Origin of the sequence: Bacillus cereus group sp. BfR-BA-01350 (genome assembly GCF_022663775.1) — a bacterium.
Lineage (GTDB): Bacteria > Bacillota > Bacilli > Bacillales > Bacillaceae_G > Bacillus_A > Bacillus_A paranthracis.
On the sequence record NZ_JAKUGD010000008.1, the window covers coordinates 37,184 to 51,719 of the forward strand.

Genomic DNA, 14,536 nt, shown 5'->3' on the forward strand with positions numbered 1-14,536 from the left:
TCCCTTCTCCTTCATTATGAAATATGCAACTACTACTTCACGTTAAACTTCACACGCGTACCATCTGGGTATTTATCTAACTTATTTCCTACCCAAGAGCCTGCTCCGCGGTTATCGGCTGGACTTATATATTCAATATGTGCTCCTTTTCCGCCTTCTTTACACATCGCCATTGGCCATTCATCACGATCATACCCTTTTTTTGATGGGTATGGAGCTAACGATAATTTTCTTCTATCCGCAGCGCCACCACGGTCGATTGTACACACTTCTGAATGTCCTTCTTTTATAGCATCCGTAATATGTTTCCCTGTCTCTGGATATCGATCTTTCGGAAATTCTAGAACTTGATCATACGCATTTGTTTTTTTAATACTTGTTTCCTCTGGAACAAGCACTTCATACACCGCTACTACAATAGAAAGAATTGCAATAATTGAAATGATAATACCTTTTAATTGCTTCATGTATACCTCCATAATTCTACCAGTTTCTTTTCCTCAGTTATTATAACAAACTTCTCCTGTATATGTTTTCAGACATTATTTTAGCTCTTCTTCGCCATTCCGCCAAAAACTCTCATTTTTCTTCATCTTTTCACTAATGCTGTAGAAAACTAATAACCTTCCGACATTCTTTTTCAAAGGAAGTCCTCATAAAAGATTGAAATGATATATACGATACTTTTTGGGGAGGAAATATTATGGAAGCTACCTATAAAACGAAAGATGTCACGAATAAAACAGGCATCCCAAAACATATAGTTCGCAAATATAGTCAACTGTTAGAGGAACATGGTTATATGATTTCCAAAACAGCTGATGCTCGTATTTATAAATTGGATGATTTAAAACTATTGAAATCTATACATGAAAGAGCTGCTACATTGCAAGAAGATATTTCAGAAACGATACCTATTATTTTAAAAGAAAAAGAGGCCCCACCTGTACCAGTTATACAAGATACGCAAGAGATACAACCGAAAGAAAAAGAAGATGGGCGTAACTTTGAGGAGTTCATGTTAAAACTTGAAATGCTCGCTCAATTAAATGAAGCAATTATTCATCAAAATTCTACCCTGATTACCCAAAATCGTTTGAAAGATGAAAAACTTGATGAATTAATGCAACAAGTTTATGTAAAAGAAGGCTCTCAAGAAAAAATGCTACAAGAGTTAGTAGATCATGCCGCTCAAACAGATGCCCTGCAAAAAGAAAAGATGGACTTATTAATGAATCATATGTATAAACGAGAATCTAAGCAAGAAGAAAAAATGAATAAACTCGTAAATCAAATTTATAATAAAGATAGCAACCGTGATGCACAACTTATGCAAGTCATTCGTGAAATTCAAGAAACAAAAAGATTAGTCGCAGCTTCAAAAGAACAAGGCTTTTTCCAATCTTTTAGAAGTTTATTTAGCCGAACAAAACAAGAAAAAACAAATGAATAATATAATATATTTTTCCTATATAAAATAAAAAGTTACCTTTCATCGGTAACTTTTATTCCTTATTTCTTACAGCTGGCAATATAATAATCGCTTCAGTCCCTTTTCCACTTTCGCTTTTATATTCCAGTGTACCATTATGTGCTTGTAAAATACTAAATGTTACCATAAGCCCTAATCCTGTCCCTTTTTCTTTTAAAGAATAATACGGTTGTCCTAGCCTTGCTAATTGTTCTTTCGTCATTCCAACACCACTATCTTTAACTCTTATTACAATCGTTTCATCTTTTTGCATAGCTGTTACTTTTAAATACCCTTTATTTCCTTGTATTGCTTCAATACCATTTTTAACAACATTCATAATCGCTTGTTTCAATTTCGTCTTATCACCGATCGTATACAAACTTTCAGAAATCTCAACTTGTAAATATACACCTTGCATCGCTGCAAATGATGACATAAGAGTTGTCATTTCTATTAATTGAGCGGATAAGCAAATATGTTCTTTCTTCTCAATTTGTGGCCTTGCTAAATTCAAATAATCTGAAATAATTTGTTCTGCCCGGTCCAATTCAGCTAATACGAGACGCATATAATCCTTATTCTTCACATCTTCTGTACTTTCTAGCAATTGAATAAAACCACGAACAACGGTGAGCGGATTTCGAACTTCATGTGCAACACTTGCTGCTAACTCACTTACAATATTAAGTTTCTCTGACTTTTGCATCTCTGTACGTAGTATTGCATTTTCATTTAAATATTCTGTTAAGTACACCTGAAATACCATTGTCATAACCATAATAAGCGAAGCAAATATATATCCGCTATATAAGTGCGAAACATATGGTGTAAAGCCCGTTTCTAACAGAACGTTAATCATACCAATCACTAAAGAAACAAGTACGTACAATGATGAAATCATAAATGCTAAAATTAGCTTCTTATCCCTTGAAAATAGAGACCATTTCTTTGATAAAAATAATGGAACTATCAAGAGAAATATTACTTCTATGACTGGAAGAAAGTTTATTCCCTTTAGCGTCCATTCATATGCAACAAAAATAACGGCCGGGATTAAACCAACAATCCCACCATATAGAAAACCACTAACAATCGGGATTGGGTGAAAGTTATACCCGCAAACGTCCCCAAAACAAATAGAGTATGTCATAGAGAGAACGAGTGTAATGCTAGATAAAAACATAATAAAGTAGCGGTTCGGCTTCGGAGGCATTTCTTGGTAACGATTTAAACGTATCGCTTCATATAAAAATAGTGGCAAAATTATGATGGCAATTTGGATCATTAAATCACGGATAAGCTCCATAGCCTCTCATCCCCTATATGTATTTTGATATGATTATATCATTTTACAGACGTATTTGTTGTAAGATTTTGATTTTTCTTAACATATTTGTTAATTCTTTGTTAACAACGCATAATAATTGTTACAGATTTTCGAAATGAATGTAAACCCTGTACCAAATTTCTGCCGGGCAGTATACAATGAATACGGATTACAAAGAAAATAAAAAATACTTCATGAGACGGACAACTATAGCAAAATACAGCATATAATCCATACTATCTATGTTTACAAATAAGTGATCATTATTTTAGTAGGAGGAAGATAAATATGGCGGGTACTACGCTTGTTTTAAAAGAAGAAAACTTGGTCGTTCTAGAGAATGTTGAAAAATCAGTATATGAAGAGTTGCAGCATAAAACAGGAGATGAAAATTGCACATGTGCTGTGAATGAATCAGTTGTTCACCTTGGCAAAGTATCCTCTGTACTTTGGAATGAAGATGAAATAGATTGGGAGTACGGATATTAAAAGTCGCTGACAGCGGCTTTTTTTCTATTATCCCTCCCTTTCCACACAACATATACGCAAGCGAAATGATAGAAAATATGTTAAAATGAACTTAATTTTCAAACGGAAGAAAGGGAGATACAATGGAACAATTCATTAACCCTAGAGTGAAGGACATCCAAATTTCTGGAATCCGTCAATTCTCTAACATGATTCAAAACTATGATAATCTTATCTCTTTAACAATTGGACAACCTGATTTTCCTACACCTTCTCTCGTGAAAGAAGCGGCAAAACGGGCTATTACAGAAAATTATACAAGCTATACACATAACGCTGGTTTACTAGAATTACGCAAGGCAGCTTGTAACTTTGTAAAAGATAACTACGATTTACATTATTCACCTGAAAACGAAACCATCGTTACAATCGGTGCTAGTGAAGCAATTGATGTTGCATTTCGAACGATTTTAGAGCCAGGAACAGAAGTCATTTTACCTGCCCCTATTTATCCAGGGTACGAGCCGATTATTCGATTATGCGGTGCAACCCCTATTTTTATCGATGTTCGTGAAACTGGCTTCCGTTTAACAGCCGATGCACTAAAAAATGCCATTACAGAAAAAACAAGATGCGTCGTACTGCCGTATCCTTCTAATCCAACTGGTGTAACTTTATCAAAAGAAGAACTACAGGATATTGTAAATGTTTTAAAAGATAAAAATATTTTCGTCCTTTCTGATGAAATTTATAGCGAACTTGTATATGAACAAACACATACATCGATCGCTCATTTCCCAGAAATGCGCGAAAAGACTATCGTCATTAACGGTTTATCAAAATCGCATTCTATGACTGGCTGGCGTATCGGTCTATTATTCGCACCAAACTATTTAGCTGGGCATATATTAAAAGTTCATCAATACAACGTAACGTGCGCTACTTCAATCGCTCAATATGCTGCAATTGAAGCATTAACAGCTGCTAAAGATGCACCAAAAATGATGCGTCATCAATACAAAAAACGCCGTGATTACGTATATAATAGACTCATTCAAATGGGCTTAACAGTTGAAAAACCAACAGGTGCATTTTACTTATTCCCATATGTTGGTCATTTAACATCTTCATCATTTGATTTTGCACTTGATCTTGTGAAAGAAGCTGGACTTGCCGTCGTTCCCGGAACAGCATTCTCTGAATACGGGGAAGGCTACCTTCGCTTGTCCTATGCGTATAGTATTGAAACTTTAAAAGAAGGCTGTGACCGTTTAGAAGCCTTTCTACAACAAAAAGCTAAGAGTTAAACTCTTAGCTTTTTGTTGTATAATGATCGCAAGTTTGACGCTTCAGTAATTTATGTGGAATAATAATACACTTTGCAGTAGACTCCGCATTCTCTACTTTATCAACTAAAGCTTTTGCTGCCTCATATCCTAGCTGGTATATATTCACATCAACTGTCGAAAGTGGCGGACTCGCAATTTCTGATAATAAAGCATTATTAAAGCTTACAATTGAAACATCCTTTGGTACAACGAATCCTTTTTTAGAAAGTGCACTTAGCACGCCAAGTCCAATCAAGTCATCCGTTGCCATAATTGCTGTCGGTGGTTGCTTTAATCCCATTAATTCCTCCACGGCTTGTTGACCACTTTCTCTTGAGAAATCAAAATGTAAAATATACTCTTTTGGTAATACAATATCTGCTAATTTTAAAGCATCACTCATACCAGCCAAACGATCTCTCGTTACAAGTAAATCTGATCCACCACCGATGAACGCGATTTGTTTATGACCTAATGAAATCAAATATTCTGCTACTTCTCTTGCAGCTGTATAATTGTCATTATCTACATATGTAATTTCTTCTTTACGATCATATGGTTTCCCGATTAATACGAACGGGAAATTTTGTTTATGTAAATATTGAATAATCCGATCATTCTCTCTTGAATATAAAAGAATAATGCCACCAATTTGGCGCCCCTGCACCATCTTTACAACACCATTAAAAATTTCATCTTCCGTTTCACCTGTCGACATATAAAGTGCATACCCTTCCACATGTGCAAACGAACTAATCCCTCTTATAACTTCTGGGAAAAACGGATTTTGAAAAGCTTTACTTGCAGAACTTGGCATAACAAGGCCAAGTGTTTTTGTTGTTTGGTTAGCTAGGTTTCTTGCGTTTAAATTAGGATGATACCCTAGTTCACTCATTACTTTCCGAACACGACGCTTTGTTTTTTCACTTATACTTGGATTATCAGCAATTACACGAGAAACGGTAGATGGTGCTACATTCGCTTTCTTCGCCACATCTTTAATTGTAACTGTCATAAAAATCCCCCTCCTTTCACTTCTCTGCCATTTTATATATTTTCATCTTGCACCCATTGCAAGTAATAGGGGAAGTCATAAACTTTCATTGATTCTATCTTGTAAAACCTATCATATTCTCCCTCTCCATGTATTGTAAGGGATAGAGCTCTTTTTTCCTATACTATAATATACTATTTATTTCACTTCTTTTCATATGGGATGTCAAATCTCTTTTCATCTCCCTATAAAATGTTTTATAGGGAGATGAAAAGAAAAATGGGACATAATGTCCCATTTTTCATCCTTTCGTACCTCCAGCAGTTAAACCAGAGATAAAGTATTTTTGTAGTGATAGGAATAAAATTGAAATTGGGATTGCAATCAATACGGAACCCGCTGCGAACGTTGTAAATTCATTCCCAAATTTCTTCGCCACCATTTCATATAATCCAACTGCTAACGTATAATTTTCTGGTGTGCGCAAAATAATACTCGCTAAAATAAAATCTGTAAATGGGCCGATGAAAGTAAATAACGCTACAACTGCTACGATTGGCTTTGCAAGTGGCATAATGATTTGCCAAAAAATACGGAAATGTCCTGCTCCATCCATACGAGCTGACTCATCCAATTCTTTCGGAATCGTATCAAAATACCCTTTCATAAGCCACGTATTCATTGGAATTGCCCCGCCTACATAAATTAAAATTAATGCAAGGTGCGTATCAATTAATCCTGTTAACTGTGCTAATACGTATAAAGCGATTAACGCTGCAAAGTTTGGAATCATTTGCAAAATTAAAAATGTTAATAAACCATTTTTTCTTCCAACAAAACGGTATCTCGAAAATGCATAAGCAGTAAAACTAATTGCTAACACTGAAAAAATCATCGTTAAAACACTTACTTTTAATGTGTTTTTATACCATAGTAAATAATTACTATTCTCTAAATCTAATAACTTACGATAATGATCTAGCGTTGCATTTTGCGGAATAATACTTGATCCAGATAAACTATCACCCGGATTAAACGATGAGCCAATAATCCATAATAATGGATAGAAAATGATGGCACACATTACGAAAATAACGAGATAACTTAATGAGAGACGTAACATCTTTTGTCTTTTAATATTCATTTACATCATATCCTCTTCTTGGAATGATTTTGTTCTCTTAAATTGCCATAACGCAACTGTAATAACGATTAACGATAAGATCATTGTAAGAGCTGCTGCTTTTCCGTACTGCGCGGAAGTCATCGTTAACTTATAAATCCATGAAATTAAAATATCTGTTCCACCTGCGTCTTGTCCAGCTACAGCAGGACCTCCGCCGTTAAATAGATAGATGATACTAAAGTTATTAAAGTTAAACGTATATTGCGTAATTAATATTGGCGCTGTTGCATATAGAACAAGTGGCAATGTAATTTTACGAAACTGTTGCCAAGCTGTAGCTCCATCTACTGTAGCCGCTTCGTATAATTCTCCTGGAATCGATTGCAGTATACCTGTTGTCATTGCAAAGACGAACGGGAATCCAAGCCACGTTTGAATCATAATTAAAGCAATCTTCGCCCAAAATGGATCTGTCATCCAAGCAATCTTTTCAATTCCGAATAAAGCTAATACTTGATTGTTAATCGCTCCAAATGTTTCATTAAACATACCAGAGAAAACAAGAATAGATACGAATGCTGGGACCGCCCACGGTAAAATGAAGATTGTTCGAATAATCGCCTTCCCTTTAATACCAGGCTGATTTACGATAATCGCTAAGAAAATACCAAGCGCAACTTGTAATGTCGTTGCAACGAATGTCCAGATGACAGTCCAAGAAAATACACTTAAAAACGTTTCTCTCCACATCGGTAATGTAAAGATATCAATAAAGTTTTTAAATCCTACCCAATCTACTAATTTAGCTGGAGGAGAATGATATAAATCATAGTTCGTAAATCCAATTAAAATTACGAAAATGATTGGAAATACAACGACAAAGATAAGTAATAAAAACCCTGGTGAAACCATTAAATACGGAAAACCTTGGTCTAATAAATTACGGTATTGTTCTTTTACAGAGTTTAACGGTGTTCCTATATCCCGTTTCTTTCCGTTTTGGTATGCATCATATAAATTAAATGCATATATTCCGAGTCCAAACACGATGACAATGAGTGCCAAGATTCCTTCTACTAATAGAAAGACAGAATGGTCACGTGGAACTTCTGTACCAAGCGTTACAATTCCCCATAATCCCATATTTAATAAATCAGCAAAGGCTACAATAAATGAACCTGTTAATACTAGAAAAATAAGACCTTTTACAAATTGTTTATTATACATTTGGCCCACGCCTGGAATGATTGATAACATGGTTGCCATTTTCCTATGTTTTGAACCGTTTAAGCCGTTTGCTGGTTCCATAGATGTTTGCATGTTCCTTCCCCCTTTTTTCTTGGGAGAGAATTCGTGCCCCTCATATTAGAGGCACGAATTTCACCTTATTTTTTCTTACTATGATTTGCCTCAATATTACCTTTAATTTGCTTCACTGCATTATCAAGTGCTGCTTTTGGTGCCTCTTTATCCGTAACAACTAATTGAAGCGCATCTCCAGCTGGTTTCCATACTTCTTGCATTTCTGGAATGTTTGGCATTGGAATTCCATTTTCAGATTGTGTTGCAACTGCTTTTGCAGCTTCGTTATCTTTAATAATTGGATCTTCCATTACTGCTTTTACTGGAGGAATTTCTTTCGTCTTCTCAAATCGAATTTTTGCGTTTTCTTCATTCGTTACCCATTCAGTGAACTTTGTAGCTAAATCATTTTGTTTAGAGAAACTTGTTACATGCCATCCTTTAACCCCAACAAACGTTTTCATTGGTTGACCATTTGGTAATTTCGGCATTGGAGCAACGCCATAATCAATTCCGTTCTTTTCCATTGCTTGGAACGCCCAAGGGCCGTTCATGATAGATGCTGCTTTTCCTTCATTAAATAGCCCATCAGCAGCAGGTCCACCAGATTCACCGATAATACCTTTCGGGAATAACTTTTCTTTGTACCATTTTTGAAGATACTCAGCACCTTGTACTGCTCCGCTATTATTTAATCCAACATCACTTGCATTTGGCTTTCCATCTTTTTCACCAAACACATAACCACCCATACCTGCCATGAATGCATTAGCAAAGTAGAAGTTATCTCCTAATGCTAAAAATCCGTACTTGCCATCTTTCGTAAATTCTTTTGAGAAGTTAAACAGCTCGTCCATCGTTTCTGGTGCTTTTGGCATTAGTTTTTTATTGTAAATAAAGACTGGTGTCTCAATTGCTTTTGGTAAACCATATAATTTTCCGTTATATGTCTGTGCTTCTATTGATGAATCAGTAAATTTACTCTTTACAGCATCATCAGCTTTCACTTCAGAAAGTAAACCTTCTGTTACTGCATTTCCGATTTGATCATGTGGCAATGTTACAACATCTGGTCCCGTCCCCGCTGGTCCATCAAGGCGTAACTTCTTCACTTGATCTGTCATTTGCATTTCAACAACTTTTACTTTTACTTTATATTTTTCCTCAAAGCTTTTCACTGCTGGTTCTAAACCAACACCTTTTTTATCATCTTCCCAAACGAGTAGATCGTAATCTTTCTTTGCTTTACTTTCTTCTTTTTTCCCTGAATCTTTCGGTCCACATGCAGATAACATACCAATTGATAATGCTGAAACCGTTAATAATGATAATGCTTTCTTCATCCCAAAAACCTCCCTGAATTGTATATGTACCCTACTAATTGAAAACGTTTGCATTGAATAGTTTAATAGAAGCGCAAACAATATCTCAATCTATGAAAACGTTTGCGCTATTTGTCTATCATTATACATTCTTTTATTCATTTTGCAAATATTAATTTTAAAAATATTATTACTATACTCTTTGTACATTGACTTTATACGAAATGAATACTACTCTTATAAGCAATATTAAAGCTATGCAAAAGGCAATCGTTTGCAACATATGCTTTATTATTATACTTAAGGGAACAATATGCATAGAGATAGTAAAGGGGGATTTTTTATATGCTTAAAGACGCCATCTATCATAGGCCAAAAGATAATTACGCATACGCTTACGATGAAAAAACGATTCATATCCGAATACGTACGAAAAGAGACGATGTTCAAAGCACCAATCTTATTTATGGTGATCCTTATGAATGGACAGACGGGAAGTGGATTTCTTCAAGTGCACCGATGAAAAAAACTGGTTCTACTGCATTATTTGATTATTGGTCCATTTCCATCGAGCCAAAATTTAAGCGCTTACGTTATGGATTTGAATTAAAAGCAGAGACAGAAACGCTTATTTATGCAGAACGCGGATTTTTTTCCAGCATTCCAAATGATGACGTTGGTAACTTTTTTTGTTTTCCATTTATTCATGCAAATGATGTATTCAAAGCACCTTCCTGGATTAAAGATACTGTTTGGTATCAAATTTTCCCAGAACGGTTCGCTAATGGAGATCATACGTTGAATCCAGAAAACACCCTTCCTTGGGGAAGCGCTGAACCAACTCCAACTAATTTTTTCGGCGGAGATTTTGCTGGTATTATTCAAAACCTCGATTACCTTGTTAAGCTTGGAATTTCGGGAATATATTTCACACCTATTTTCAAAGCACATTCAAACCATAAATATGACACAATTGACTACATGGAAATCGATCCGCAATTTGGCACAAAAGAAACATTCAAAGAACTTGTTGAGGCATGTCATACACATGGTATAAAAGTAATGCTCGATGCCGTATTCAATCACAGTGGATACTTTTTCGATAAATTTCAAGACGTACTAGAAAATGGTGAACAGTCAGCATATAAAGAATGGTTTCATATTCATGAGTTCCCAATTAGAACTGAGCCACTTCCGAATTATGATACTTTCGCGTTTACACCGTATATGCCGAAATTAAACACTGCACACCCGGATGTAAAAGAATACCTACTTGAAGTAGGGCGTTATTGGGTAAAAGAATTCAATATAGACGGGTGGCGCCTTGATGTAGCAAATGAAGTCGACCATAACTTTTGGAGAGAATTCCGAAGGGAGATAAAAGCATTAAATTCTGAAGTATATATTTTAGGAGAAATTTGGCACGATGCACTTCCTTGGCTACAAGGAGATCAATTTGATGCTGTAATGAGCTACCCTGTTACAAACGCTCTACTGTCTTACTTTGCTAACAATTCCATTAAGGCAAATGAATTTATGAAACAAATTATAGAATCTCTACATTCCTACTCTATGAATGTAAATGAAGCAGCATTTCATTTATTAGACAGCCATGATACACCAAGAATATTGACAACATGTAACGGAGATAAAAATAAGTTAAAGTTACTTTATGTATTCCACCTTTCTTTCATCGGCTCTCCTTGTATTTATTATGGAGACGAAATTGGTATGGATGGCGGTATGGACCCTGATTGCCGCAAATGTATGGTTTGGGATACGAAAGAACAAGATCATCTATTATTTACACATGTACAAACATTAATTTCGTTACGAAAGCAATATAAAGCATTTGGAGGACATGGTACTTTCCAATTCATTGAAGCAAATGATGAACATAATTATATTTCTTATACAAAAACATATGAAGATGAAACTATCTTTTTCGTTTTAAATCCGACTAATAGTGCTATTACAGCTTCACTGCCTCTCCATGTTACTGGAAAGAAAATCATTAATATTTATACAAACGAAGAATTTTCAGCGGAAGCAAGTGTATTACAAGTTACACTTCCTCCATATGGATTCTCCATATTAAAATGGTAACCAAAAAAATCCTTATACCAAAGTGGTATAAGGATTTTTCTTATTTCAATTTGAACACGATTGCTTCATACGGACGTAATGTCATGTTATCTATCGGTCCATTCTCTACGTCGTAATTGTGTATAAATAACTCTGCTTCACTATAACTAATGTTCTCAGGCAATTCAAATACACATTCTTCCGCAGTAAAGTTTGCAATGACAAGCAGTTTTTCTTCTCCATACGTTCTTACGTATGCAAAAATAGATGGATTATTCTCCAATATTAAATCATATGATCCATACACTACTATTTCGTTATTTTTGCGTAACTCAATTAATTTTTTATAATAATAAAAAATTGAATCTTTATTTTGGATCGCTTGTTTCACATTAATTTCTTTGTAATTAGGGTTTACCGTAATCCAAGGTTCACCTGTTGTAAATCCAGCGTGATTCTGATCATCCCACTGCATCGGAGTTCTAGCATTATCACGACCCTTTATATAAATAGATTCCATTACTTTTTCTATATCTTCACCACGGTCTATCACTTTTTCTTTATACATATTTAATGTTTCAATATCTCGATATTCATCAATCGACTCAAATCGGACGTTTGTCATTCCAATTTCTTCTCCTTGATAAATATATGGTGTTCCTTTCATCATATGAAGCACCGTCGCTAACATTTTCGCAGATTCAATGCGATACATTCCATCATTACCAAAACGAGATACAACGCGAGGCTGATCATGGTTATTCCAATACAGACTATTCCAGCCTGTATGTTCTAATGCTTTTTGCCACTTCGTTAAATTCTCTTTTAAAGTAAGAAGTGAACATGGTTTTACATCCCATTTTCCGCCTTCTCCTGAATCTAAATCCATATGTTCAAATTGGAATACCATCTGCAGTTCTTTTCGTTCTTCCCCGGTATACAATTTTGCTTCTTCTGTCGTTACACCAGGCATTTCACCAACCGTCATAATATCATAATGAGACAATACTTCTTCATTCATTTCATGTAAATATTTATGAATGTTTGGACCGTTCATAAAATGCTTATGACCTGAAACATACCCCTCTTCTTCTGTTTCAACAGCTGGTAATCCCTCTTCTTTAGAAATAAAATTAATAACATCCATACGGAAGCCATCAATTCCTTTTTCTAACCAAAACTTCATCATCTCATAAACATCTTGTCTTACCTTTTCATTATCCCAATTTAAATCTGGCTGTTTTTTAGAAAACAAATGTAAATAATATTCATCTGTCATTTCATCATACTGCCATGCAGATCCGCTAAACGCTGCTCCCCAGTTATTCGGCTCTTTTCCTTCTTTTCCAGGGCGCCATATATAGTAATCTCTATATTTATTATCTTTTGATTTACGTGATTCAATAAACCAATTATGTTCATCAGAAGTATGATTAACAACTAAGTCCATCATAAGTTTCATATTACGTTCATGCATTTCATGTAATAGCTCATCCCAATCTTCCATTGTTCCGAACTCATTCATAATTTTACAATAATCACTTATATCATAACCATTATCATCATTTGGAGATTCATAGACTGGTGATAACCAAATTACATCAATCCCTAATTCTTTTAAGTAATCTAACTTTGAAATAATACCGCGAAGATCCCCGATGCCATCACCGTTGCTATCCATAAAGCTACGAGGATAAATTTGATATACTACACTTTCTTTCCACCACTGTTTTTCCATTATGCTACCCCATTTCATTCATAATTCGATTTTCTCTTTTTTAAGGCGCAAACGTTTTCATTAATGAATGATAACAGATTCTATCTTAATTTAAAATAGCGCTTACAACTTTTATTCTTATTTTTCTAAGAAAACATACGAAATTCACTAATATTCTTCCAATTCATGAAAACGTTTTATTTTTTTGTTTATTTTTTGAATCTATTCGTTTATAATGAACTCAAAGAAAACGTTTGCATAATTATTTCTAGGGGGAAATACCATGGCAGAACTGAAATTAGAAAACATTTATAAAATATATGATAATAACGTAACAGCTGTAACAGACTTCAATTTACACATTCAAGATAAAGAATTTATCGTATTTGTCGGTCCTTCTGGATGCGGAAAATCTACAACATTACGAATGGTGGCTGGACTTGAAGATATTTCAAAAGGAGAGTTTTCAATTGATGGTAAGCTAATGAATGATGTCCCTCCAAAAGACCGCGATATCGCAATGGTCTTCCAAAACTATGCCCTATATCCACATATGAGTGTGTATGATAATATGGCATTTGGATTAAAACTTAGAAAAATACCAAAAGATGAAATTGATCGTCGTGTGAAAGATGCAGCAAAAATTTTAGGACTGGAACAATATTTAGATAGAAAACCGAAAGCTTTATCCGGTGGACAACGCCAACGTGTTGCGTTAGGGAGAGCAATCGTTCGAGACGCGAAAGTGTTCTTAATGGATGAGCCTTTATCTAACTTAGATGCTAAATTACGCGTTGCAATGCGCTCAGAAATTTCTAAGTTACACCACCGCCTTGGTACGACAACAATTTATGTAACGCATGATCAAACTGAAGCGATGACAATGGCTTCTCGTCTTGTTGTTATGAAAGACGGAAAAATTCAACAAATCGGTACTCCAAAAGAAGTATATGAAACACCTGAAAACATTTTTGTTGGTGGATTTATCGGCTCTCCAGCGATGAATTTCTTCCGTGGTAAATTAACTGAAACCGATTTCGTTATAGACAATGCTGCAAAAATTAAAGTAACTGAAGGAAAAATGAAGATATTACGTGAACAAGGCTATGTAAATAAAGACATTGTTTTAGGTATTCGTCCTGAGGACATTCATGATGAACTATTATTTTTAGAAGCTTCACAATCTACTGCCTTCACAACAAAAATTGAAGTTGCCGAGTTATTAGGTGCTGAATCTATTTTATATATGAAACTTGGAAATCAAGATTTTGCAGCACGTGTTGATGCAAGACATACATTCTCACCTGGTGACCAAATTAAACTAGCATTTGATATGAATAAAGCGCATTTCTTTGATAGTCAAAACGAACAACGCATTCGTTAAAAAATAATT

12 protein-coding genes are annotated in these 14,536 nt (G+C 34.9%); 5 read left to right on the forward strand and 7 right to left on the reverse strand.

What is annotated here, in order from left to right; translation table 11 throughout:
• Positions 1-32: 32 nt before the first annotated feature.
• The gene (gene nucA / locus MR147_RS17570; RefSeq protein WP_242304603.1) at positions 33-467 is read right to left on the reverse strand and encodes a DNA-entry nuclease; all 435 of its coding nucleotides are present in this window, start codon (positions 465-467) and stop codon (positions 33-35) included.
• 236 nt (positions 468-703) lie between these two features.
• On the opposite strand from nucA, the gene MR147_RS17575 reads away from it, so the two are divergent.
• The gene (locus tag MR147_RS17575; RefSeq protein WP_074606331.1) at positions 704-1,453 is read left to right on the forward strand and encodes a DUF3967 domain-containing protein; all 750 of its coding nucleotides are present in this window, start codon (positions 704-706) and stop codon (positions 1,451-1,453) included.
• Positions 1,454-1,505: 52 nt separating this feature from the next.
• Here MR147_RS17575 and kinB read toward each other — a convergent pair whose 3' ends face one another.
• Positions 1,506-2,780, reverse strand: a complete 1,275-nt coding sequence (gene kinB / locus MR147_RS17580; protein ID WP_074606333.1) for a sporulation sensor histidine kinase KinB — start codon at positions 2,778-2,780, stop codon at positions 1,506-1,508.
• A 309-nt stretch (positions 2,781-3,089) separates the two neighbouring features.
• Here kinB and MR147_RS17585 point away from each other — a divergent pair, with 309 nt between their 5' ends.
• Together MR147_RS17585 and MR147_RS17590 are read left to right on the forward strand one after the other, a co-directional pair.
• Complete coding sequence (locus MR147_RS17585) at positions 3,090-3,290, forward strand: hypothetical protein (protein WP_000929281.1); 201 nt, start codon at positions 3,090-3,092, stop codon at positions 3,288-3,290.
• A 122-nt stretch (positions 3,291-3,412) separates the two neighbouring features.
• Entirely contained in the window at positions 3,413-4,576 is a 1,164-nt protein-coding gene (locus MR147_RS17590; protein WP_242304604.1) for an aminotransferase A, read from the forward strand.
• A gap of 4 nt (positions 4,577-4,580) precedes the next feature.
• Here MR147_RS17590 and malR read toward each other — a convergent pair whose 3' ends face one another.
• From malR to MR147_RS17610, 4 genes are all read right to left on the reverse strand, one after another.
• The gene (malR, locus tag MR147_RS17595) at positions 4,581-5,612 is read right to left on the reverse strand and encodes a maltose operon transcriptional repressor MalR (RefSeq protein ID WP_074606861.1); all 1,032 of its coding nucleotides are present in this window, start codon (positions 5,610-5,612) and stop codon (positions 4,581-4,583) included.
• A 280-nt stretch (positions 5,613-5,892) separates the two neighbouring features.
• Entirely contained in the window at positions 5,893-6,735 is an 843-nt protein-coding gene (gene malD / locus MR147_RS17600; RefSeq protein ID WP_001022608.1) for a maltosaccharide ABC transporter permease MalD, read from the reverse strand.
• Entirely contained in the window at positions 6,736-8,037 is a 1,302-nt protein-coding gene (gene malC / locus MR147_RS17605; protein ID WP_001194989.1) for a maltosaccharide ABC transporter permease MalC, read from the reverse strand.
• A gap of 65 nt (positions 8,038-8,102) precedes the next feature.
• Entirely contained in the window at positions 8,103-9,362 is a 1,260-nt protein-coding gene (locus MR147_RS17610) for an extracellular solute-binding protein (protein WP_000709918.1), read from the reverse strand.
• 324 nt (positions 9,363-9,686) lie between these two features.
• Here MR147_RS17610 and MR147_RS17615 point away from each other — a divergent pair, with 324 nt between their 5' ends.
• Complete coding sequence (locus tag MR147_RS17615) at positions 9,687-11,447, forward strand: alpha-glycosidase (protein WP_074606863.1); 1,761 nt, start codon at positions 9,687-9,689, stop codon at positions 11,445-11,447.
• Between the two features lie 40 nt (positions 11,448-11,487).
• Here MR147_RS17615 and malL read toward each other — a convergent pair whose 3' ends face one another.
• Positions 11,488-13,164, reverse strand: a complete 1,677-nt coding sequence (gene malL / locus MR147_RS17620) for an oligo-1,6-glucosidase (RefSeq protein ID WP_074606865.1) — start codon at positions 13,162-13,164, stop codon at positions 11,488-11,490.
• Between the two features lie 262 nt (positions 13,165-13,426).
• Here malL and MR147_RS17625 point away from each other — a divergent pair, with 262 nt between their 5' ends.
• On the forward strand, positions 13,427-14,527 hold the full coding sequence (locus MR147_RS17625; protein WP_000818923.1) for an ABC transporter ATP-binding protein: 1,101 nt from the start codon (positions 13,427-13,429) through the stop codon (positions 14,525-14,527).
• Positions 14,528-14,536 lie beyond the last annotated feature (9 nt).

Bases quoted from the DNA above. Each gene is read 5' to 3' on its own strand.
- nucA (WP_242304603.1), bottom strand. From the start codon at position 467: ATGAAGCAATTAAAAGGTATTATCATTTCAATTATTGCAATTCTTTCT.
- MR147_RS17575 (WP_074606331.1), top strand. From the start codon at position 704: ATGGAAGCTACCTATAAAACGAAAGATGTCACGAATAAAACAGGCATC.
- kinB (WP_074606333.1), bottom strand. From the start codon at position 2,780: ATGGAGCTTATCCGTGATTTAATGATCCAAATTGCCATCATAATTTTG.
- MR147_RS17585 (WP_000929281.1), top strand. From the start codon at position 3,090: ATGGCGGGTACTACGCTTGTTTTAAAAGAAGAAAACTTGGTCGTTCTA.
- MR147_RS17590 (WP_242304604.1), top strand. From the start codon at position 3,413: ATGGAACAATTCATTAACCCTAGAGTGAAGGACATCCAAATTTCTGGA.
- malR (WP_074606861.1), bottom strand. From the start codon at position 5,612: ATGACAGTTACAATTAAAGATGTGGCGAAGAAAGCGAATGTAGCACCA.
- malD (WP_001022608.1), bottom strand. From the start codon at position 6,735: ATGAATATTAAAAGACAAAAGATGTTACGTCTCTCATTAAGTTATCTC.
- malC (WP_001194989.1), bottom strand. From the start codon at position 8,037: ATGCAAACATCTATGGAACCAGCAAACGGCTTAAACGGTTCAAAACAT.
- MR147_RS17610 (WP_000709918.1), bottom strand. From the start codon at position 9,362: ATGAAGAAAGCATTATCATTATTAACGGTTTCAGCATTATCAATTGGT.
- MR147_RS17615 (WP_074606863.1), top strand. From the start codon at position 9,687: ATGCTTAAAGACGCCATCTATCATAGGCCAAAAGATAATTACGCATAC.
- malL (WP_074606865.1), bottom strand. From the start codon at position 13,164: ATGGAAAAACAGTGGTGGAAAGAAAGTGTAGTATATCAAATTTATCCT.
- MR147_RS17625 (WP_000818923.1), top strand. From the start codon at position 13,427: ATGGCAGAACTGAAATTAGAAAACATTTATAAAATATATGATAATAAC.